At 78.6% G+C, this 19660-nt stretch carries 16 protein-coding genes; 12 read left to right on the top strand and 4 right to left on the bottom strand.

From position 1 onward, the window contains the following. The 6 genes from AB8M62_RS19200 to AB8M62_RS19175 all read left to right on the top strand — a co-directional run. On the top strand, positions 1-523 hold a 523-nt coding region (locus tag AB8M62_RS19200), incomplete at its 5' end, for a C40 family peptidase (protein ID WP_369070565.1). A 323-nt stretch (positions 524-846) separates the two neighbouring features. Next, positions 847-1341: an HNH endonuclease gene (locus tag AB8M62_RS19195; RefSeq protein WP_369053384.1), complete on the top strand. Its 495-nt coding sequence runs from the start codon at positions 847-849 to the stop codon at positions 1339-1341. Between the two features lie 110 nt (positions 1342-1451). After that, a complete protein-coding gene (locus tag AB8M62_RS19190; protein WP_369053382.1) occupies positions 1452-4901 on the top strand; it encodes an ATP-binding cassette domain-containing protein in 3450 nt (1149 codons plus the stop codon). Between the two features lie 140 nt (positions 4902-5041). Beyond that, the gene (locus AB8M62_RS19185) at positions 5042-5431 is read left to right on the top strand and encodes a hypothetical protein (protein ID WP_369053380.1); all 390 of its coding nucleotides are present in this window, start codon (positions 5042-5044) and stop codon (positions 5429-5431) included. 46 nt (positions 5432-5477) lie between these two features. Beyond that, the gene (locus AB8M62_RS19180) at positions 5478-5699 is read left to right on the top strand and encodes an RNA-binding S4 domain-containing protein (protein ID WP_369070564.1); all 222 of its coding nucleotides are present in this window, start codon (positions 5478-5480) and stop codon (positions 5697-5699) included. A 232-nt stretch (positions 5700-5931) separates the two neighbouring features. Further along, positions 5932-6822, top strand: a complete 891-nt coding sequence (locus AB8M62_RS19175) for an endonuclease domain-containing protein (RefSeq protein WP_369070563.1) — start codon at positions 5932-5934, stop codon at positions 6820-6822. 131 nt (positions 6823-6953) lie between these two features. On the opposite strand, the gene AB8M62_RS19170 is transcribed toward AB8M62_RS19175, so the two are convergent. Beyond that, a complete protein-coding gene (locus tag AB8M62_RS19170) occupies positions 6954-9401 on the bottom strand; it encodes a phosphoketolase family protein (protein ID WP_369070562.1) in 2448 nt (815 codons plus the stop codon). Between the two features lie 168 nt (positions 9402-9569). Here AB8M62_RS19170 and AB8M62_RS19165 point away from each other — a divergent pair, with 168 nt between their 5' ends. From AB8M62_RS19165 to AB8M62_RS19150, 4 genes are all read left to right on the top strand, one after another. After that, the gene (locus tag AB8M62_RS19165) at positions 9570-10592 is read left to right on the top strand and encodes a universal stress protein (protein WP_369070561.1); all 1023 of its coding nucleotides are present in this window, start codon (positions 9570-9572) and stop codon (positions 10590-10592) included. A gap of 108 nt (positions 10593-10700) precedes the next feature. After that, positions 10701-11681: a universal stress protein gene (locus AB8M62_RS19160; protein WP_369053371.1), complete on the top strand. Its 981-nt coding sequence runs from the start codon at positions 10701-10703 to the stop codon at positions 11679-11681. Between the two features lie 53 nt (positions 11682-11734). Continuing rightward, on the top strand, positions 11735-12400 hold the full coding sequence (locus AB8M62_RS19155; RefSeq protein WP_369070560.1) for a response regulator: 666 nt from the start codon (positions 11735-11737) through the stop codon (positions 12398-12400). Further along, positions 12397-14139 (top strand): GAF domain-containing sensor histidine kinase, encoded by a 1743-nt coding sequence (locus tag AB8M62_RS19150; protein WP_369053368.1) that lies wholly within the window; start codon positions 12397-12399, stop codon positions 14137-14139. Before AB8M62_RS19155 ends, AB8M62_RS19150 begins: the two co-directional genes overlap by 4 nt. A gap of 28 nt (positions 14140-14167) precedes the next feature. On the opposite strand, the gene AB8M62_RS19145 is transcribed toward AB8M62_RS19150, so the two are convergent. Then, complete coding sequence (locus tag AB8M62_RS19145) at positions 14168-14749, bottom strand: hypothetical protein (RefSeq protein WP_369070559.1); 582 nt, start codon at positions 14747-14749, stop codon at positions 14168-14170. A gap of 296 nt (positions 14750-15045) precedes the next feature. On the opposite strand from AB8M62_RS19145, the gene AB8M62_RS19140 reads away from it, so the two are divergent. Continuing rightward, a complete protein-coding gene (locus AB8M62_RS19140) occupies positions 15046-15456 on the top strand; it encodes a pyridoxamine 5'-phosphate oxidase family protein (RefSeq protein WP_369053366.1) in 411 nt (136 codons plus the stop codon). Positions 15457-15478: 22 nt separating this feature from the next. On the opposite strand, the gene AB8M62_RS19135 is transcribed toward AB8M62_RS19140, so the two are convergent. After that, positions 15479-16123, bottom strand: coding sequence for a CBS domain-containing protein (locus tag AB8M62_RS19135; RefSeq protein ID WP_369070558.1), 645 nt, complete (start codon positions 16121-16123; stop codon positions 15479-15481). Between the two features lie 125 nt (positions 16124-16248). Continuing rightward, a complete protein-coding gene (locus AB8M62_RS19130; protein WP_369070557.1) occupies positions 16249-17970 on the bottom strand; it encodes a PucR family transcriptional regulator ligand-binding domain-containing protein in 1722 nt (573 codons plus the stop codon). Between the two features lie 139 nt (positions 17971-18109). Between AB8M62_RS19130 and AB8M62_RS19125 the strand changes: the two genes are divergently transcribed. Further along, positions 18110-19525 carry an aspartate aminotransferase family protein gene (locus AB8M62_RS19125; protein ID WP_373695011.1) on the top strand — a complete coding sequence of 472 codons (1416 nt, stop codon included), beginning with the start codon at positions 18110-18112 and terminating at the stop codon, positions 19523-19525. The last annotated feature ends 135 nt before the right edge of the window (positions 19526-19660 follow it).

The following is a 19660-nucleotide window of genomic DNA, read 5'->3' as shown; positions in this document are numbered from 1 at the left end:
CGCCCCGCCGCCCCCGCCGCCGGCCCCGGCCGTCGTGCGCGCCGAGCGCGCCGCCAGCGGCGTGGCCCCGGCCGCGGTCGTCCCGGCCGTCGCCGCGGCGCCCGCCGTCGCGGCCGCCCCGGCCGCCCCGGCCGCCCCGGTCGTCGAGCACGCGCCCGCCGTCCCGCTCGGCCAGCAGATCCTCGACGTCGCCGGCCGCTACGCGGGCGTGCCGTACGTGTACGGCGGCAGCACCCCGGCCGGCTTCGACTGCTCCGGCTTCACCAGCTGGGTCATGCGCGAGATCGGCGTGCACATCCCCCGCACCGCCAACGAGCAGAAGCGCGCCGCGGCCCCCCTGGCCCGCGAGCACGCCGTCCCCGGCGACCTCGTGTTCTTCTCCAACGGCGGCGGCCGCGCCTACCACGTCGGCATCTACGCCGGCGACAACATGATGTGGGACGCCCCGCGCGCCGGGAAGCCCGTGCAGCTGCGCGCCATCTGGTCCTCCGCCGTCACCTTCGGCCGGGTCGCCCCCGTCTGAGCGACGGCCACCGGCCACCGCGTCCACGAGGCCCGGGTCCCCGCGAGGGGGTCCGGGCCCCGTCGCGTCCGGGCGGCCCGGGGCGACACGGTGTGACGTGGCTCAACCCGCCTGACGGACGCGCCCGCCGGACGTACAGTGCGACCACGACGACCGCACGCGCGTCCAGGAGGCCCGTCATGGGTGTCACACCGCCGCACCACCATCCCGTGGTGCACCGCCATCAGGTGGTGCGCGCGCGTGCCCGCGTCGCCGATCTCAGAGGCGCCGTCCCCCCGGGGGACGGCGCCTCTCGTCGTCCGGGCCCCTGTGTGGAGGTGTCGATGCGCACTCTCGTGCTGAACGCCGGCTACGAACCGCTCGCGGTGGTCTCCTTCCGCCGCGCGCTGGTCCTCGTGCTCGCCGGCAAGGCGTCGGTCGTCCTGGCGGACGCCGATCCCGTCGTCGGCGCCACGGTCAGCCTGGAACGCCCCTCCGTCATCCTGCTGAGCCGCTACGTGCGGGTGCCGCGCGGCAGCGTCGTGCCCGTCAGCCGGCGCGGGGTGCTGCGCCGCGACCACCAGCGGTGCGCCTACTGCCGCGGGCACGCCACGACCGTCGACCACGTCCTGCCGCGCAGCCGCCGCGGCCCGGACTCGTGGGAGAACCTCGTCGCCTGCTGCGTGCGCTGCAACAACGCCAAGGGCGACCGCACCCCGGAGGAGATGGGCTGGTCGCTGCCGTTCCGGCCCGCCGCCCCGCGCGGGGCCTCCTGGGCGGTGCGCGGCGCCGAGCAGCCCGACCCGCGCTGGGACGAGTACCTGGCCACCGCCGCCTGAGCGCCCGCCGGCTCCACCGGCCCGAAACCCGGTGGAGACCCGGCGGGGCGGCCCCCTAGCGTCGGGGTGCCCGGTGCTCGCCGGGGGAGCCGACGGGGACGGGGGCAGGGGTGCGCACGCTGACGGCGCGCCGGCTGGCCGGTCCGGCGAGCGCGGTCGCGGCCGCGCTCGCCGTGCTGGCCGCGGTGGGGGAGACCGTCGCCACGGTGGTGACCGGGCGGCTGGCCGCCGGGCCGACCGCCCCGGCGCTGGCGCTGCTCGCGGTCCTGCTCGTGGGCGCCAGCCTGCTGGACACCGTCGGGCGCACCGTCTTCTCCGGGGTGGTCGGGCGCGCCGAGGGCCGGCTGCGCGCCGACCTGCTGGGCGCGGCCGTCGCCCAGCCGCTGCCCGCGCTGGCCGAGCAGGCCGTCGGCGAGGTCCTCGACCGCGTCGACGACGACCCCCGCCAGCTCGGCGAGCTGCTGCGGCGCACCGCCTGGGAGCTGTCCCGCGCCCTGCTGCGCTCGGCGCTGGCGTGGGTCGTGGCCGGCGTGACGTGGTGGCCGGCGTGGATCGCCTTCCCGCTCGTCGCGGCCCTCGCGCTGCTGGTGGCCCGCCCGCTGACGCGCGTCGTCGCGCAGCGCAAGCTGGCCGAGGAGGTCGCCTGGACCGACCACGCCGCCCAGCTGGAGGAGACCGTCGCCGGCCGCGACGACGTGCGCTCCAGCCTGGGCCAGCCGCACGTGGTGCGCCGCTACGCCGTCCGCGCCGCGCGCGTGCTGCGGGCCGTGGCCGCCACCTGCACGGCCTCGGCCAGCGTGGGCCTGCGCACCGCGTTCGTCCTCACCGGCCTGCTCGTCGCCCTCGTCACCGCCGGCAGCGGCCTCGTCGTCGCCGGCGCCCTCGACGTGGCCGCCCTGGTCACCCTGTGGCTGCTGCTGGGCGGGTTCGTCGGCGACCTCACCGAGGTCAGCAACCGGCTGCCCGAGCTGCAGGGCGGTCTGGGGGCGCTCACCCGCATCCGCGGCCTGCTCGGCGCCGACGCCGAACCGCGCGGCGGACGGCCCCTGCCGCCGGGCGCGCTGGAGCTGCGCACCGAGCACCTGCGCTTCGCCCACCCGGGCGGCTTCGCCCTCGACGACGTCTCCCTGCTGGTGCCGGCCGGCACCACGTGCGCCGTCGTCGGGCGCAGCGGCGCCGGCAAGTCCACCCTGGCCGCGCTGTTCTCCCGCGCCCTCGAACCCGCGCCCGGGCAGGTCCTCGTCGGCGGGCAGGACGTCACCGCCACCGACGTGCAGGACCTGCGCCGCGGCGTCGGCGTCGTCACCCAGCGCACCGAGGTGCTGGCCGCCACCCTCGCCGAGAACATCACCCTGTTCGCCGACGTCCCGCGCGAGGCGGTGCACCGCGCCGTGGCCGCCCTCGGCCTGGACGAGTGGGTCGACGCCCTGCCCGAGGGGCTGGACACCCGGCTGGGCGCGGGCGGGCTGGCCCTGTCCGCGGGGGAGGAGCAGCTCGTCGCCTTCGCCCGCCTGCTCGTGCGCGACGTGCGCGTCGTCGTCCTCGACGAGGCCACCGCCCGCATGGACCCCGTCACCGAGCGGCGCGTCACCGCGGCCGCCGAGCGGCTGCTGCGCGGGCGCACCGGACTGCTCATCGCCCACCGCCTGTCCACCACCCGGCGCGCCGACGCCGTCGCCGTCCTGGAGGCCGGCCGCCTCGTCCAGCACGGTCCCCGCGAGCGGCTGGCCGCCGCGCCCGGCCCGTTCCGCGAGCTCCTGAGCGCCGCCGGGGAGGACGCCGTCCCGCCGGCCGCTCCCGCCGCCACCGCCGCGCGGGTGCGCCGCGACACCCGCCCGCCCGTGCCGCCGCGCCCGAGCCTGGCGCGCAGCGTGCTGCGCGCGGTGGCCGTGCAGCCGCGCTGGGGCGTCGTCGGGGCGCTGCTGTTCTGCGTCGTGTCCGTCGTCGGCGCCTACGGGGCCGTCACCGGGTGGGTGTGGGGCCACCTGGTCGCCACGCTGCGCGACGTGCAGGGCACCGGCGAGGCCGGCGCGGAGGTCGTCCTGCTCGCCGCCGGGGTCGTCGCCACCCTGCTGCTGGTCCCGCCCGCGCTCGCCCACGCCCTGCGCCTGTACCCGCAGTGGTGGTCGGCCGTCACCCTGCAGGTGCGCCTGGCCGTCCTGCGCGGGCAGACCCGCCAGCGCCGCCTGCCGCGCACCCCGCCCGGGGAGGTCGCCGCCCGCTGCCTGGACTCCGAGCGGTTCGTCCTCTACGTCGACCGGTGGGTCGACGTCGTCATCGGCGCGGTCGTCGTCGCCGTGACGGCCCTGCTGTCCGGCAGCGTCCTCGGCGGCGGGGTCGTGGCCGCCGTCATGGTGGTCTCCGCGGCCGTGTCCACCGCCGGCGCGCCCGTCGCCGGGTCCAGCGCCCGCACCGCCGGTGACGCCCGCGCCGTCTTCGGCCGCGCCCTCGGCTCGGCCCTGGACGCCCTGCGCACGGTGAAGCTCGCCGCCGCCGCGCCCGGCGTCCTGGGCCACCTGGCCGCCCTGGACGACCGGCGGGTGCGGGCCTCGGTGCGCGAGCACCGCGTGCGCGCCCTGCTCGACGGCGTGCCGGGCGTGCTCGTGCAGGCGGGCATCGTCCTGACCTGGGGCTTCCACCTGTCCGGCCGCTGGGACCTGGCCACCGCCCTGCTCGTGTCCACCGCCCTGGCCGGCTCCTCCTACTACGGCACCGTCGCCGGTGCCGTGGTCACCGAGGCGCCCGTCGCGCGCACCTGGCTGCGGGAGGTGGCCGCCCTGGCCGGCACCCGCGACGTCCTCGCGCTGCCGGAGGGCGTGGACCTCGTGCGCGGTGCGGCGCCCGCTCCGGCCGCGCCCGTCAAGCAGCCGCTGCGCGAGCTGGAGCTGGCCGCCGTCGCCGCCGTCCACGACGACGGCACCGTCGGCGTCCAGGGCGTGGACCTGCGCGTGCGAGCCGGGGAGCTGGTCCTGCTCACCGGCCGCGTCGGCGCCGGCAAGTCCAGCCTGCTGTGCGCGCTGGCCGGCCTCGTCGACCACGAGGGCGAGGTGCGCTGGAACGGCCGCGAGGTCGACGACCCGCAGACGTTCCTGCGCCCCGGGCAGGTCTGCTACGTCGCGCAGGTCCCGCGCGTGCTCAGCGGCTCCTTCCTCGACAACGTCGACCTGGACCACGACCACGCCGCTGACCGCGTCCACGCCGCCTTCGACGACTCGCGCCTGGACGCCGACGTCGTCGCCGCCGGCGGGCGCGCCACCCTCGTCGGCCACCGCGGGGTGCGCCTGTCCGGCGGGCAGGTGCAGCGCCTGGCCCTGGCGCGCGCCCTGGCCACCGGCGCGGACCTGCTGCTGGCCGACGACGTGTCCAGCGCCCTGGACGCCCGCACCGAGGTGGAGCTGTGGGAGTCGCTGCGCCGGCGCGGCGTCACCGTCCTCGGCTCCTCCTCCAAGCGGGCCGCGCTGCGCCGCGCCGACCGCGTCGTCGTCCTGGACGGCGGCCGGGTCGCCGCCGTCGGCCCGTGGTCGCAGCTGGAGGACGACTGGGGTCACCTGGGCGGCTAGGCCCCGGCCCGCGCGGCAGCCGGTCGGCGCCGCGACCGGCGACCACCGGGGGACGCCGCCGCGCGCCGCGCCCGTGTTGGGTGGAGGCTCGAGCGGGGCGCGCCGGCGCCCCGCGGACGACGCGGAGGGCAGCGGGGACGATGAACGAGCGACCGGGGGACAAGCCCCTCGAGCAGGTGCTGCAGCAGTTGCTGCGGCAGGGCCGGCTGGACCCGGCCGCGGAGCGCGTGGCCGCGCAGGGCATCGAGCGGCTCAAGGCGTTCCTCGGCGGTGCCGGGGCGCGCCCGGAGGCCGCCGAGCCCGTGGAGGACTCCGTCGACGAGCCGGTGCGCCCCCGGCGGACCGGCGCGGACGCCGGCACCGTGGACGCGGAGGTCGTCGGGGTGGTCCCGGCCGCCGGGGTGCTGCGGCACACCGTCCCGCTGCTGCGCGGCGGGTACGCCGAGGTCGTGGTCCCCGAGCGCCTCACCCGCGCCGACGCCGACCGCATCGCCGCCGTCCTGGCGGCGCTCGCCGTCGACGACGACTGAGGACCCCGGGGCGGCGGTGGCCGGGCCGGGACGGCAGGCTGGGGCGGTGAGCACCCCGCGCGACGTCGACGTGACCGGCACCGTCCGCCTCGGTCAGTTCCTCAAGCTGGCCGGGGTGGTCGGCACCGGCGGCGAGGCCCGCGAGCTGCTGGCCGGCGGGGACGTCACGGTCAGCGGCGAGGTCGAGGAGCGCCGCGGCCGCCAGCTCGCCGACGGCGACGTCGTCGAGGTCGCCGGGCGGGCCTGGCGGGTGCGCCAGGTCGGCTGACCCGCGCGCCTGGCCCGCTCACACCGGGCCGCCTCACCGCCGTCCGCCTCCCCGCGGAAACCCGGGTTTCCAGCGTGTCGCGAGCCTCTCGGACGCCGGAACCCGGGTTCCCGCGGTCGAGCGCGACCGCGGGAAGACGGACGAGGTGTCCACAGCGGGATGACCGCGAGCACGTCCACAGCTGCGCTGCTCGACCGTGCGGAGGAGCAGCCGGTACGGCGAACGTGCGCGGGTGCGGATCTCCCGACGACCGTCCCTGCCCCGCGTCTTCACCGGCCGCGACGCCGTCGCCGCCGGTGCGTTGACCGAGGCGCAGCTGCGCGGTCCCGTTGTCCAGCGGCTGGTGCGCGGCGTCTACGCGCCCGCCGGCCTGCCGGTCACCCACGAGCTGCGCTGCGAGGCCGTGGGTCTCCTCCTGCCGCCCGGCGGTGTCCTCACCGGCAGGTCCGCGGCGACAGCCTCCGGCGTCCCGCTCGCCGACCGCGACGACCCCGTGACGGTGCTGCTCCCGGCGGGAGGCCCGGACACCCTGCCGCGCGGCGTCGACGTGCGCCTCGCGCAGGACGTCGTCGCGAGCCGGCGGTGGCGCACCACGCGGCTGGCGGTCCCGGAACGGATCGCTTTCGACCTGTGCTCGCGAGCACCGCTGCCCGACGGGGTGGCGCTGCTCGACGCGTTCGCCCGTGCGGGCGGGTTCGACCCGGCTTCCTTCCGCGCGTGGGTCGACGTGCGCCACGACCCGTGGGTGCGGCCGGCACGGCGGGCCGCGGAACTGTGCGACCCGCGCGCGGAGTCCCAGCCCGAGTCGCGCTTGCGCGTGCACCTGCTCCTCGCCGGGCTGGACGTCGAACCGGCGGTGACCGTGCTGGACGCCGGTGGGCGGTTCATCGCCCGCGTCGACCTGGCCGTCCGCGGCGCCCGTGTGGCGGTCGAGTACGACGGCCGCTGGCACGCACTGCGCGAGGCGCTGGAGTCCGACCGCCGGCGGATCACCGCGCTGCGTGACGCCGGCTGGGAGGTCGTCCACGTTACGGCCGGATCGCTGCGCGACCCCGGCGAGGTGGTCGACGCCGTCCGCCGCGCCGTCGCCCGGCAGGCGGCGCGCGGCCTCGTCCTGCGCTGAACCGCGACAACCGCGACCGTCCGTCCACCCTGCCCTCACCGCGGAAACCCGGGTTTCCGAGGGCACAAGGCGCCCGACACGCTGGAAACCCGGTTTTCCGCGGTGAGGACGGGAGGGAGGGGGCGGCGGGGTCAGGCGGGCAGGGTCCAGCCGGCCACCTCGGGCATGTCGACCAGGTGCTCGACGACGTACTGCTCGTGCCGCTTCAGCTGGGAGCGGCAGAACGCCGCGAGGTCGTCCGCGCCGGGCGGCAGCCGGCGGGCGTTGTTCAGCGCGTCGAGCACGAGGTGGTAGCGGGAGGCGCGGTTGCGCACCGTCATGTCGAACGGCGTGGTGGTGGTGCCCTCCTCGACGAAACCCCGCACGTGGAAGCGGTCGGCGTCGGGGCGGCCGTGGACGAGCTGGTGCACGGCGCCGGGAAACCCGTGGAAGGCGAACACGACGTCGACGGTGTCGGTGAACAGCTCGCGGAACCGCAGTTCCGACATGCCGTGCGGGTGGTCCCCCGGCCGGGGCAGCGACATGAGGTCGACGACGTTGACGACGCGCACCCGCAGCTGCGGCAGCCGTTCGCGCAGCAGCGCGGCCGCGGCCACCGTCTCCATCGTGACGACGTCCCCGGCGCAGCCGAGGACGACGTCGGGGTCGGCGGACCCGTCGTCGGTGCCGGCCCACGCCCACGCCGAGGCGCCGCGCGCGCAGTGCTCGGCGGCCTCGTCGATCGTCAGGTACTGCAGCTGCGGCTGCTTGTCGATGACGACGAGGTTGACGCGGTCGCGGCTGCGCAGGCAGTGGTCGGCCACCCGCAGCAGGCAGTTCGCGTCCGGCGGCAGCCACACCCGGGACACCTCGGGGCGCTGGGTGATGGCGACCTGCAGCAGCCCCGGGCCCTGGTGGGAGAACCCGTTGTGGTCGTTGCGCCAGGCGGTGGAGGTCAGCAGCAGGTTCAGGCTGGGCACGCTCGCGCGCCACGGCAGCTTCCCGGCCTCCTCCAGCCACTTGGCGTGCTGGACGGTCTGGGAGGCGCTGACCATCGCGAACGCCTCGTAGGTGGCGAACAGGCCGTGCCGGCCGGTGAGGGTGTACCCCTCCAGCCAGCCGTGGCAGTTGTGCTCGCTGAGGACCTCCACGACGCGCCCGCCCGGGGACAGCGACACGTCGCCTTCCTCGACGCGCTCGGCCCACGCCCGGTCGCTGGCCTCGAACACGGCGCCGAGGCGGTTGCTCTCCGTCTCGTCGGGGCAGAACAGCCGGAACGTGTCGGGGTTGCGCCGGTACACGTCGCGCAGCAGCTCCCCGAGGCGGCGGGTGGACTCCGCGCGCGCGGCGGCGGGCCGGTCGACGTCCACGGCGTACTCCCGCACGTCCGGGAGGTCGAGGTCGCGGGTGAGCAGCCCGCCGTTGGCGTGCGGGGTCGCGGACAGCCGCAGCGGGCCGGCGGGGTTCGCGGCCCGCACGAGGTCCGTGGGCGCGCCGTCGGCGTCGAACAGCTCCTCGGGCCGGTACGAGCGCAGCCACTCCTCCAGCAGCCGCAGGTGCGCCGGGTCGTCCTTCACCCCGGACAGCGGGACCTGGTGGGCGCGGAACGTGCCGGCCACCGGGGTGCCGTCGACGGTTCCCGGCCCCGTCCAGCCCTTGGGGGTGCGCAGCACGACCACCGGCCAGCGCGGCCGCCCGGCCGGGGCGCTGCCGGCGCGCGCCTCCTCCTGGATCCGGCGGATCGAGGCGTACGCGCGGGCGAGGACGTCGGCGAACCGCTCGTGCATCCCCGGCAGGTCGTCGCCGCCGACCTCCAGCACCTCGTACCCGTGGCCGGTCAGCAGGGAACGCACCTCGGCGGGGTCCTTGCGCCCCAGCACCGTCGGGCCGGAGATCTTCGCGCCGTTCAGGTGCAGGACGGGCAGGACGGCGCCGTCGCGGCGCGCGTCGAGGAACGAGATCCCCTTCCAGGAACCCTCCAGCGGCCCGGTCTCGGCCTCCCCGTCGCCCACGACGGCCAGCGCGAGCAGGTCGGGGTTGTCCATGACGGCGCCGAAGGCGTGCACGAGGACGTACCCCAGCTCCCCGCCCTCGTGGATGGAGCCCGGCGTGGTGACCGACACGTGGCTGGGGATGCCGCCGGGGGAGGAGAACTGCCGGAACAGCCGGCGCAGGCCCTCGGCGTCCTGGCCGACGTGCGGGAACCGCTCGGTGTAGGTGCCCTCCAGGTGGGCGGCGGCCACGAGGGCCGGACCGCCGTGCCCGGGGCCGGTGAGGTAGAGGGCGGCCTGGTCGGTCAGCCGCACCAGCCGCGACAGGTGGGCGTACACGAACGACAGCCCGGGGCTGGTGCCCCAGTGCCCGAGCAGCCGCGCCTTGACGTCGTCCGCGGTCAGCGGCCGGCGCAGCAGCGGGTCGTCCTGCAGGTAGATCTGCCCGACGGTCAGGTAGTTCGCGGCGCGCCACCAGGCGTCGAGGACGGCGAGCTCGTGGGCGTCGGGCGAGGCGAGCCGGGCGCGCAGGTCCTCGTCCAGCGGGCGCGGCGGGCCGGGCACGGGGGTGGGCGGATCAGCGGGGGCGGGGGCCGGGGCGGCGGACATGGTCCTCCTCGGTGCGGGGGCCCCAGCCTGCTCCACCCGGGTGCCGGTGGCGCGGTGGACGGCGGTCGTGGGAGTGATCACGACAGCCGATCCGACCGGGTGGCGCGGGTGCCGGACAGGGCCGGAGGTCCCTGGTGCCGGGCCCGGGGGCCGGGCGACCCTCGCGGGGTGGAACCGGTGGGGGACGGGGCGCGCGAGGTCGTCGTGGCGGTCGAGCACGTGCGCGCCTGCGAGGCGGCGCTGCTGTGGGCGGCGGACGAGGCCGTGCTGCGGGGCGCGGCGCTGCACCTGGTGCACGTCGTGGACGAGCCCGCCACCGCCCAGGACGCCCTCGGCGCGGCCTTCGGGTGGACGTCGGCGGACCTGCTGGCGGCCCGCGACGGCGCGGGCTGGGACGTGCTGCGGCGCGCCGAGGACCTCGTCCGCGCGCACCTGGAGCGGGTCCGGGGGAGCCGGACCGCCGGTGCCGGCCCGCAGGTGCGCTGCTCGGTGCTGCACGGGGACGTGCGCCGGGTCCTGCTGCGGCTGGCCGACGGCGCCGCGCTGCTCGTCACGGGCGGCCCGGAGCGGCCCGGCGCGCGGGCGGTGGCCTCCCGGCCGGGCGCGACGAGCGTCGACCTGGCCGGACGGGCCGCCTGCCCCGTCGCGGTCGTGCGCCGCCCGCCGTCGGCCGCCCGCGGGGTCGTCGTCGGCGTCGACGGCTCCCCGGCCTCGGTGGCGGCGGTGCGCTTCGCCGCGGCCGAGGCCGACCTGCGCGCCGCGGCGACGGGCTCCGCCGAGGCCGTCCACCTGCTGCGGGTGTGGCAGGCGCCGGTGGAGGGCCCGACCGCCGACCGGGGCCGGGCCGGGGCCGGGCGGCTGCCGCAGCAGGCCCGCGCCGCCCAGGCGGCGCAGCTGCGGGCCCAGGCCGAGGCGCTGGCCCGCGACGTGCAGCGCGAGCACCCGGTGGGCGTGGAGGTGCGCCTGGTGGAGGACCGCTTCGCCTCCGACGTGCTCGCGGAGGCGGCGGCCGGCGCCCGGCTGCTGGTGGTGGGCTCGCGCGGGCGCGGCGGGCTGCTGACGGCCGTGCTGGGCTCCACCAGCCACGCGGTGCTGCGCCGCACGGAGCTGCCGGTGGTGGTGGTGCCGCGCGCGTGGTCGCCGGCGCTGACCGGCGCGGCCCCGGCCGGTGGGGGCGCGCGCACCGCGTGACCTAGGTCCCTGGTCCGGGCCGCGGTGCGGGCGCAGGGTCGGGCCAGGACGCGGGCCGGGGGCACCGCCGGTGCCCCGCACGGGGTCCCGCGCCGGGGAGGGGGAGCGGTGAGCGTTCAGCGACCGGAGCGCCGGGTGGCTCGGGGCGCCGTCGTCGTCGGGGTCGGCGACCTGGAGGGGGCCCGGGCGGCGGTGGCGTGGGCGGCGCGCCAGGCGGCGTGGCGCGGGGTGGAGCTGGAGCTGGTGAGCGCCGTGCCGCTGCCCGTCACGGGCGACGCGGCCAGCGTCCACTACGCCGTGAAGATCACCGAGGAGGCCGAGCGGGCGGCGCGCGCGGTGCTCGACGAGCTGTCCGAGCGGGTGCGCGCCGAGCACCCCGGCCTGCTGGTGCACCGCAGCGTCCCGCGCGACCACCCCCGCCACGCGCTGCGGCGGGCCGCGGAGGGCGCCGCGCTGCTCGTGACGGGTGCCCGGCGGCGCAGCCGGCTGCGCTCGGGCGCGCTCGGCGGCTTCCAGCTCGGCTCGACGAGCCTGTACGCCGCCTCGCACGCGCGCTGCCCGGTGGCCGTCGTGCGCGAGGACGCCCCCGCCGGGGCCCGCGGCGTCGTCGTCGGGCACGACGGCTCCCGCCAGGCGGACGCCGCCGTCGACGCGGCCGCCGCCCTGGCCCGCGCGGCGGGGACGGCGGTGCGCGTGCTGCGGGTGTGGGCGTACCACCCGGCGGGCTCGTGGCTGCCGCCCGAGGACGACCGGGCCCGCGCGCGGGAGCGGGTCCGGGAGGAGCAGCGGCGGTCGCTGGAGGAGGTCTGCGCGCGGGCGCGCGCGGCCCACCCGGGCGTGGAGGTGACCGGCGAGCTCGTCGAGGACGTCCACCCCTCCGACGCGCTGCTGACGGCGGCCGCGCACGCCCAGCTGCTGGTGGTCGGCGCGCGCGGGCACGGCGCGTTCCTCACGGCGCTGCTGGGCTCGACGAGCCACGACCTGCTGCACCGCGCCGGCGGCCCGGTCGTCGTCGTGCCCGACGCGGCGCGCTCGCGCGAGGTGGCCGAGCGCGGCCGGGACGGGACGCCCGTCGGGGTCGAGGGCTAACCTCGGGCACGACCGGGCGCCGGGCCCGGCCACGCGACCGGGGGGGCAGCCGGGTGGGCACCGAGGGACCGGACGAGCCGGGCGCGGAGACGGTGCGGGTCTTCCTCACCGACGACCACGCCGTCGTGCGCGCGGGGCTGCGCGCCGTCCTGGAGTCCGGCGGACTGGAGGTCGTCGGGGAGGCCGGCACGGTCGCCGAGGCCGTCGCCGGCATCACGATGACCCGCCCGGACGTCGCCGTCCTCGACGGCCGCCTGCCCGACGGCTCGGGGGTGGACGTGTGCCGGCAGGTGCGCGTCGTCTCGCCCGGCACCCGCACGCTGGTCCTCACCTCCTACGACGACGACGAGGCGCTGCTGGCGTCGGTGCTGGCGGGCGCGTCGGGCTACCTGCTCAAGGAGATCCGCACCACCGACCTCGTCGTCTCCGTGCGCGCGGTCGCCGCCGGGGAGAGCCTGCTGGACCCGCGGGCCGTGGAGGAGGTGCGCCGCCGCCTGCAGGACCCGCTGGCCGCCGACCCGCGCCTGGCCGAGCTGACCGGGCAGGAGCGGCGCGTCCTGGCCGCGCTCAGCGAGGGCCTGACCAACCGGGAGATCGGCCGCGAGCTGCACCTGGCGGAGAAGACGGTGAAGAACTACGTCTCCAGCGTGCTGGCCAAGCTGGGCCTGGCCAGCCGCACGCAGGCGGCCCTGTTCACCACGGCCCACCGCCCGTCGTGAGCACCGGGACGTCCGCCGGCCGCCCGGTCCGCGGGGTGCCCGCGCTGGCGGGGGTGGGTCTGGACGACCTGCTCAGCGAGCTGCGCGAGCGCGCCGCCGCGGTGCAGCGCCACCAGCAGCGCCTCAACGGCCTCCTGGACGCGGTCGTGGCCGTCTCGGCCGACCTGGAGCTGTCGGCGGTCCTGGAGCGCATCGTCACCACGGCCACCGAGCTCGTCGACGCCCGCTACGGCGCCCTCGGCGTGCTGGGGCCCGACGGGGACCTGGAGCAGTTCCTGACCACCGGCCTCGGCGAGGACGACATCCGCGCCATCGGGGACCTGCCGCGCGGGCACGGGGTCCTGCGGGTGCTCATCGACGAACCGGAACCCCTGCGCCTGGCGGAGCTGTCGGCGCACGCGCGCTCCTACGGCTTCCCGCCGAACCACCCGCCCATGCGCACGTTCCTCGGGGTCCCGATCCGGTTGCGCGACAGGGTGTTCGGGAACCTCTACCTGACCGACAAGCGGGACGGGCGCGAGTTCGGCGCCGAGGACGAGGCGGTCGTGGTGGCGCTGGCCTCGGCGGCCTCGATCGCCATCGCGAACGCGCGGCTGTTCGAGCGCAGCCAGCGCCGCAACGGCTGGCTGCACGCCGCCGGCGCCGCGACGCAGGCCGTGCTGCGCCCGGGCGCCGACCCGCAGGAGGCGCTGACCGAGGCCCTCGGTGCGGCCCGGGAGGTCGAGGACGCCGACGTGGTCGCCCTGCTGGAGGTCGCCCAGGACGCCGGCGGGGACGGCGGCACCGCGCTGCTGGCCACGTCCACGTCGGCGCGGGCGGCCGGGACGGGCGGGGCGGCGCGCACCCTCGCGCCCGGCGCGGCCGTCCTGGAGGAGCTGCTGGCCGGGGTGGAGGAGGCCGCCCCCGTCGACCCCGCGCACCTGGGGTGGGCGGCGCGCACGGCGGCGCTGGTGCCGGTGCGCCTGGCGGGGCGGCTGCGCGCCGCGCTGGCGGTCGGGTGGCTGGAGGACGGGCCGTCGGCGGGCGTGCCCGAGCCGGTCAGCTCCCGCCAGTTCGCCGAGCAGCTCGTCCTGACCCGCGAGGTGGCCGCCGGCCAGGCGCTGCGCGAGCGGATGGCGGTCCTCGACGACCGCGACCGGATCGCCCGCGACCTGCACGACCACGTCATCCAGCGGCTGTTCGCCGTCGGGCTCACCCTGCAGTCGGCGGGCGGGTCGGTCGCGGACCCGGCGGTCGCCGCCAAGCTGGAGGGCTCGATCGACGACATCGACGAGACGATCCGCGACCTGCGGCGGGCGATCTTCCAGCTGCGCGACCGGGTGGTGCGCCGCGACCCGCGCGCCGCGGTCGACGAGGTCGTGCGCACGGGCGCCGAGGCGTTGGGCCGCACCCCGGTCGTGCTGGTGCGCGGGGACCTGGCGGCCGTCCCGGCGGGGGTGCAGGAGCAGGCGCTGGCGGTGCTGCGCGAGGCCCTCAGCAACGCCGCCAAGCACGCCGCGCCCCGGCGGGTGGACGTGCTCGTGGAGGTCGGCGCGACCGCGGGCGACGCCGGCCCGGGCCACCTGGTGCTGCAGGTGGACGACGACGGCCGCGGGCTGCCCGCGGTGGCGCACGGCCACCGCGGCGGCCTGGACACGATGGTGTCGCGGGCGCAGGCCCTCGGCGGCACGTGCGAGGTGGGACCGCGCCCGGGCGGCGGGACGCGCGTGCGCTGGTCGGTGCCCCTGCCGACCGCCTGAGGTCGCGCCCGAGGTCGCGCCGGGGGCGTCAGCCGACCCGGCGGCCCGGGTCCCAGCGCCGCCAGTCGCGCTCCCACGCGGCGCTGCGCCGGCGCAGCGCCGCGGCGCGCACCCCGGCGCCCAGGACGGCGCCGGCCGCGAGGGCCCCCGCACCGGGCAGCAGGTGCAGCAGGACGGCGTCGGTGCGGGCCGCGGCCGGGGTGGGCGGGCGCTCGACGAGCTGCCCGGAGCGGTCCACCCACACCACGGGCGTGCCGGCCTGCTGCTCGGCGTAGCTGGTCTCGCGGGCCGCGGACAGCTCCGCGACGGTCAGCTCGCGCACCACCGGCTCCCCGCGCCAGGTCCAGGCGACGCTCGCGCGGGGCGCCTCCAGCCCGCCCCACCAGCCCTCGGAGCGGTGCACCTCGACCTGCGCCGAGACCGGGGTGGCGTGCGCGCGCTGGGAGGCGGCGCGCGCGGCCGCGGCGTCCCCGGCGGCCGGGGCGGTGATCCCGACGGCGGCGGCGGCGCCCAGGGAGCCGGCGACGACCGCGCCGAGGAGGACGGCCTCGGCCAGGTGCGCGCGCGTGACCAGCGGGTTGCGGCGCCGGGCCGCCAGCGCGATCGACACGCTGGCGCACCGCCGCGGGCTCCACGGGCGCGGCGGGCGCGCCGGGACGGGGTCGCGCGGGGGGCCCGCCTGCGGCGGGAGCGGGACGTGGGCCACGGTGACCTCCTCGTCTGACCTCGTCTGACCTCGTCGTCGGACACCGGCGGCCCCGCGGACGGCGGCCGCCGGCCCGGACGGCGTCGTCCGGGTGCAGGGATCGTGCCTCGCGCGGGGCGCGCGCGCCAGGGGTTCGGCCGATCCGGGCGGGGGGACCTTCGGCCCTCCCGCCGGGCCCCGCGCGCGGGGACGGTGGCGGGGTGACCGACTCCGCAGCCCTCACCCCCGCGCAGTGCCGCCGGCTGCTCGGCGAGCGCGGCATCGGGCGGGCCGTCTACACCGAGCACGCGCTGCCCGCGGTGGCGACGATGAACTACGCCGTCGTCGGCGAGCGCCTGTGGTTCCGCACCGCGCAGGGCACCGCCCTGGAGCGGGCGGTCGACGACGCCGTCATCGCCTTCAACGCCGACGCGGTGGACGCGGCGCGCCGCAGCGGGTGGAGCGTGACGGTCTCGGGGCGCTGCCGCCGCGTCACCGGCCCCGAGCCGGAGGCCGTGCGCACCGCCCTGGACACGTGGGCGCCGGGGGTGCGCGAGGTGCTCTTCGCCCTCGACATGGCGCACGTGACGGGCCGGCGGATCGGCCCGGTGGAGCTGGCCAGCGCCTCCTGACGCCCCGCCCGGGCGCCGGTCCTCACGGGCGGGCGCGCGGGACGGGCTGGTCGTAGGAGACCTGCTCGTCGGTGGTGCTGACCCGCACGACGCCGGGGACGGTGCGGGCCAGCACGGCGGCGATCCGGTGCTGGGAGGCCTCCGCGGGGCCGTCGAGCGTCACCACGCCGTCCTCGACCTCGACCGTCCACGAGGTGCCCGGCAGGTCGTCGGCCAGCCGCGCGAGCACGGCGTCGCGCACGTCGTCGTCGGCGTGGGCGACGGTGCGCAGGACGTCGCGGCGGGCCAGGACCCCGACGAGGCGGCGGCCGTCCAGCACGGGCACGGCCTTCACGGAGCGGTCCAGCATCAGCTCGGTGGCGTCGGCCAGGTCGCCCGCGGCGTCGACGGTCAGCGGGCGGGTCGTCATCACCTCGGCGACCAGCCGGGGCGGCGGCGCGCCCTCCTCGGCGACGTCCTCGCGGCTGGACAGGTGCGCGCGCGGGTCGCGGCCGACGCGGTCGCGCAGCAGGTCGGACTCGCTGACGATCCCGACGAGGTGCCCCTCGCCGTCGAGCACCGGCACCGAGGAGGTGCCGTGGTGCAGCAGCACGCGCGCCGCGTGGGCGACGTGGTCGTCCTCCTGCACCGTCACCACGGGCGTCCTCATCGCCTCCCGCACCAGCACGGCGACCACCTCCCCGGTGTCCTGCCCACAGCCCCGGCCGCGGCCCGCGCTCGCTGCGGGGCGCCGTCCCGATCATCCCGCGCGCGGGGCCGTCGCGCCAGGCGCGCGGGCCGTGCGGCGGGGGTTCAGCCGCCGCCCGGGTCACCGCCCGCGGCGTCGCGGGCCAGCAGCGCCAGGTGCAGCGACAGCCGCGTCTCGGGGTCGTCCAGGGGTCGGCCCAGGCGCGCGCGCAGCCGCTCGACGCGGGCGTAGACGGCCGGGCGGCTCAGGTGCAGCCGGCGCGCCAGGCGGGTGGCCGACCCGCCCTCCTCCAGCCACGCGCGCAGCAGCTCCAGCTGCTCCCCGGCGCCGGGGCCGTCCGGGCCGTCGGGGGCGCCGGTGCTGCCCGTCAGCAGGGGGGACAGCTGCTCCTCGACGTAGGCGGCCAGGCGCGGGTCGCCGCGCAGCCACCACAGCAGCCCGCGCGCACCGAGGTCGGCGGCGCGGTGGACGGTGCCGGGGGCGCGGTGCGGCAGGCCGGCGGCGGCGCGGGCCACGTGCACGGCCTCGGCCAGGCCCTCCCCGGCGGCGGCCAGGGTGCCCGCGGCGCCCGTGCCCGCCGCGGCCACCACGGGGGCCGGGGGGTCCACCGGGGGTGCCGCACCGGGCGGGCCGGCGGCCGCGCGCCCGCGCACCTCGCGCAGCAGCTGCGCGGCGAAGCGGTCCGCGGCCGCGCGGGCCGGGTCCGCGGCGCCCCCACCGCCGCCGGGTGCCTCGGCGGGGACGGCGAGCAGGACCCCCACCAGGCGCGGGCCGACGACACCGGACAGCCCGCCGGTGCGCCCGCGGGCCAGGACGGCGGCCACGGCGTCGGCGACGGCGCCCGGCTCGGCGGGCGGTGGCGCGTGCACGGCCAGCGGCACGTGCCGGGCGCGGGCGGGCAGGCCCAGCGCGCGGGCCCGGGCGCGCAGGTCCTCCTCCTCGGAGGCCCTGCCGCGCAGCAGGTCGCGCAGCAGCCGCGCCGCCGCGTGCTGGGCGGGGTCGCCCGCGCCGGGGTCGAGCAGCCGGGCGACGGTGAGCGCCTCGGCGGCGCGCGTCAGGACGAGCCGCACCTGCCCCGGTCCCGCCGGTGCGGAGGCCCCCGGGGACGGGGAGGGGGCGGGCGCCGCGACGGGCTCGGCGACCCGCTCGGGCACCACGAGCCGCCCCCAGCGGGCGCCGACGGGCCCGACGGGGGCGGTGGGCCAGCCCTCCGCGGCGTCGGCGCGGCGCGAGCGCGCCGGCCAGTCGCGCAGCGCGTCGGCGGCGGAGGCCCCGGCGTGGGCGACGGCGTGGTGGCCGGGGTCCTCCAGGACGACGACGCGCCCGGTCAGGGCGGCGGCGCGGTCGAGCACCTCCGCCACGGTGCCGCCGCCGGTGGCCAGCGAGGCGAACGCCTCGTGGACGCGCTCGGAGAAGCGCAGGCGCTCGTACTGCTGGTGCAGCACGGTGGCGTGCACCTGCTCGGTGACGGCCACGAACCGCACCGCTCGGGTCAGCTCGACCAGCGGGAAGCGGGCCTCGCGGGCGGCGCCGACGAGCGGCGCGGGCAGCCGCGCCAGGTGGCGGCCGAGCTCCACGACGAGCCCGACCGCGCCGGCCTCGCGCAGCGAGGCGACGTACCCGGCGGCGTCGAAGCCCGGCTCGCCCAGCCCGATGCCGGTGGACAGCAGCAGCTCCCCACCGCCCAGCAGCCCCGTCAGGTCGGTCTGCTCGGTGACGTGGACCCAGCGCACCGCGGCGCCCAGCCCCGGCCCGCCGACGACCACGCGCGGGTCCCCGGCGGCCACGACGGGCAGCGCGAGGACGTCGGCGACCGTGAGCGGCACGGCGCGACCCTAGCCGGACACCCTGACGGACCGTCGGGTACGGGCCCGCCGGCCTGACACTCCGTCGCTGGGCACGGGGCCGGTGGGGGAGGAGGGTGGGAGGGAGGACGAGCCGTCCGGCGAGCCACCAGGAGGAGACGTGACCGTCACCGAGCAGCCCGGCGCGGTGGGCGCCGCCGCCACCGGCAGGTCGCAGCGGTTGTCGCAGACCGCCCGCGACCACCTGTGGATGCACTTCACGCGGATGGGCGCCTACCGCGACAAGGCGGTGCCCGTCATCGAGCGCGGCGAGGGGTGCCGGCTGTGGGACACCGACGGGCACGAGGTCCTGGACGGGCTGTCGGGCCTGTTCGTCGTGCAGGCCGGGCACGGTCGCGAGGAGCTGGCCGAGGTGGTGGCCGAGCAGGCGCGCAAGCTGGCGTTCTTCCCCGTGTGGGGCTACGCCACCGAGCCGGCCGTCGAGCTGGCCGCGCGCCTGGCCGGGTACGCGCCCGGCGACCTGAACCGGGTGTTCTTCACCACCGGCGGCGGCGAGGCCGTGGAGAGCGCGTGGAAGGTCGCCAAGCAGTACTTCAAGCTCACCGGCAAGCCGATGAAGCACAAGGTCGTCAGCCGGATGACCGCGTACCACGGCACCCCGCAGGGGGCGCTGGCCATCACGGGGCTGCCGCCGATGAAGCAGGCGTTCGAGCCGCTGGTGCCCGGCGGGTTCCGGGTGCCGAACACGAACCTCTACCGCGCGGAGCGGATGGGCGCGCCCACCGACCCGGTGGAGTTCGGCCGCTGGGCGGCTGACCGGATCGAGGAGGCCATCCTCTTCGAGGGGCCGGAGACGGTGGCGGCGGTGTTCCTGGAGCCGGTGCAGAACTCCGGCGGCTGCCTCACCCCGCCGCCGGGGTACTTCCAGCGGGTGCGCGAGATCTGCGACCGCCACGACGTGCTGCTGATCTCCGACGAGGTGATCTGCGGCTTCGGCCGCCACGGCACGATGTTCGCCTGCGAGAAGTTCGGCTACCAGCCGGACGTCATCACCTGCGCGAAGGGCATGAGCTCCGGCTACGGGCCCATCGGGGCGATGATCACCACGGACCGGGTCATGGAGCCGTTCCTGGAGGGGAACACGTGGTTCCCGCACGGGTACACGTTCGCCGGGCACCCCGTCTCGGCGGCCGTGTCCCTGGCGAACCTCGACCTCTTCGAGCGCGAGGGCCTGAACCAGCGGGTGCTGGACAACGAGGCGGCCCTGGGCGCGACCCTGCGCCGGCTGCTGGACCTGGACGTCGTCGGCGACGTGCGCGGCGACGGGTACTTCTGGGCCGTCGAGCTCGTCAAGGACAAGGCCACCAAGGAGACGTTCGGGCCGGCCGAGCGCGAGCTGCTCGTCAAGCAGTTCCTGCCCGGGGCGCTGTTCCGCAACGGCCTGTACGCCCGCCCGGACGACCGCGGGGAGCCGGTGATCCAGGTCGCGCCGCCGCTGACGGCGGGGCAGGCGGAGTTCGACGAGATGGAGGCCGTGCTGCGCACGACGCTGCAGGAGGCGATGGCGCTGCTGTGAGCGCGACCGCGGGGGGGGGGGGGGGGGGGGGGGGGGGGGGGGGGGGGGGGGGGGGGGGGGGGGGGGGGCGGGTGCGGGGGGGGGGGGGGGGGGGGGGGGGGGGGGGGGGGGGGGGGGGGGGGGGGGGGGGGGGGG

It is taken from the genome of Kineococcus terrestris (genome assembly GCF_041020755.1).
In the GTDB taxonomy this organism is placed as follows: Bacteria; Actinomycetota; Actinomycetes; order Actinomycetales; family Kineococcaceae; genus Kineococcus; species Kineococcus terrestris.
Note: the sequence above shows the minus strand (reverse complement) of the source record. Positions and strands in the feature narration are given on the sequence as shown.

Excerpts from the sequence above, each read along its gene's own strand:
- AB8M62_RS19185 (WP_369053380.1), top strand. The coding sequence starts at position 5,042 with ATGAACGAGCGACCGGGGGACAAGCCCCTCGAGCAGGTGCTGCAGCAG.
- AB8M62_RS19195 (WP_369053384.1), top strand. The coding sequence starts at position 847 with ATGCGCACTCTCGTGCTGAACGCCGGCTACGAACCGCTCGCGGTGGTC.
- AB8M62_RS19170 (WP_369070562.1), bottom strand. The coding sequence starts at position 9,401 with ATGTCCGCCGCCCCGGCCCCCGCCCCCGCTGATCCGCCCACCCCCGTG.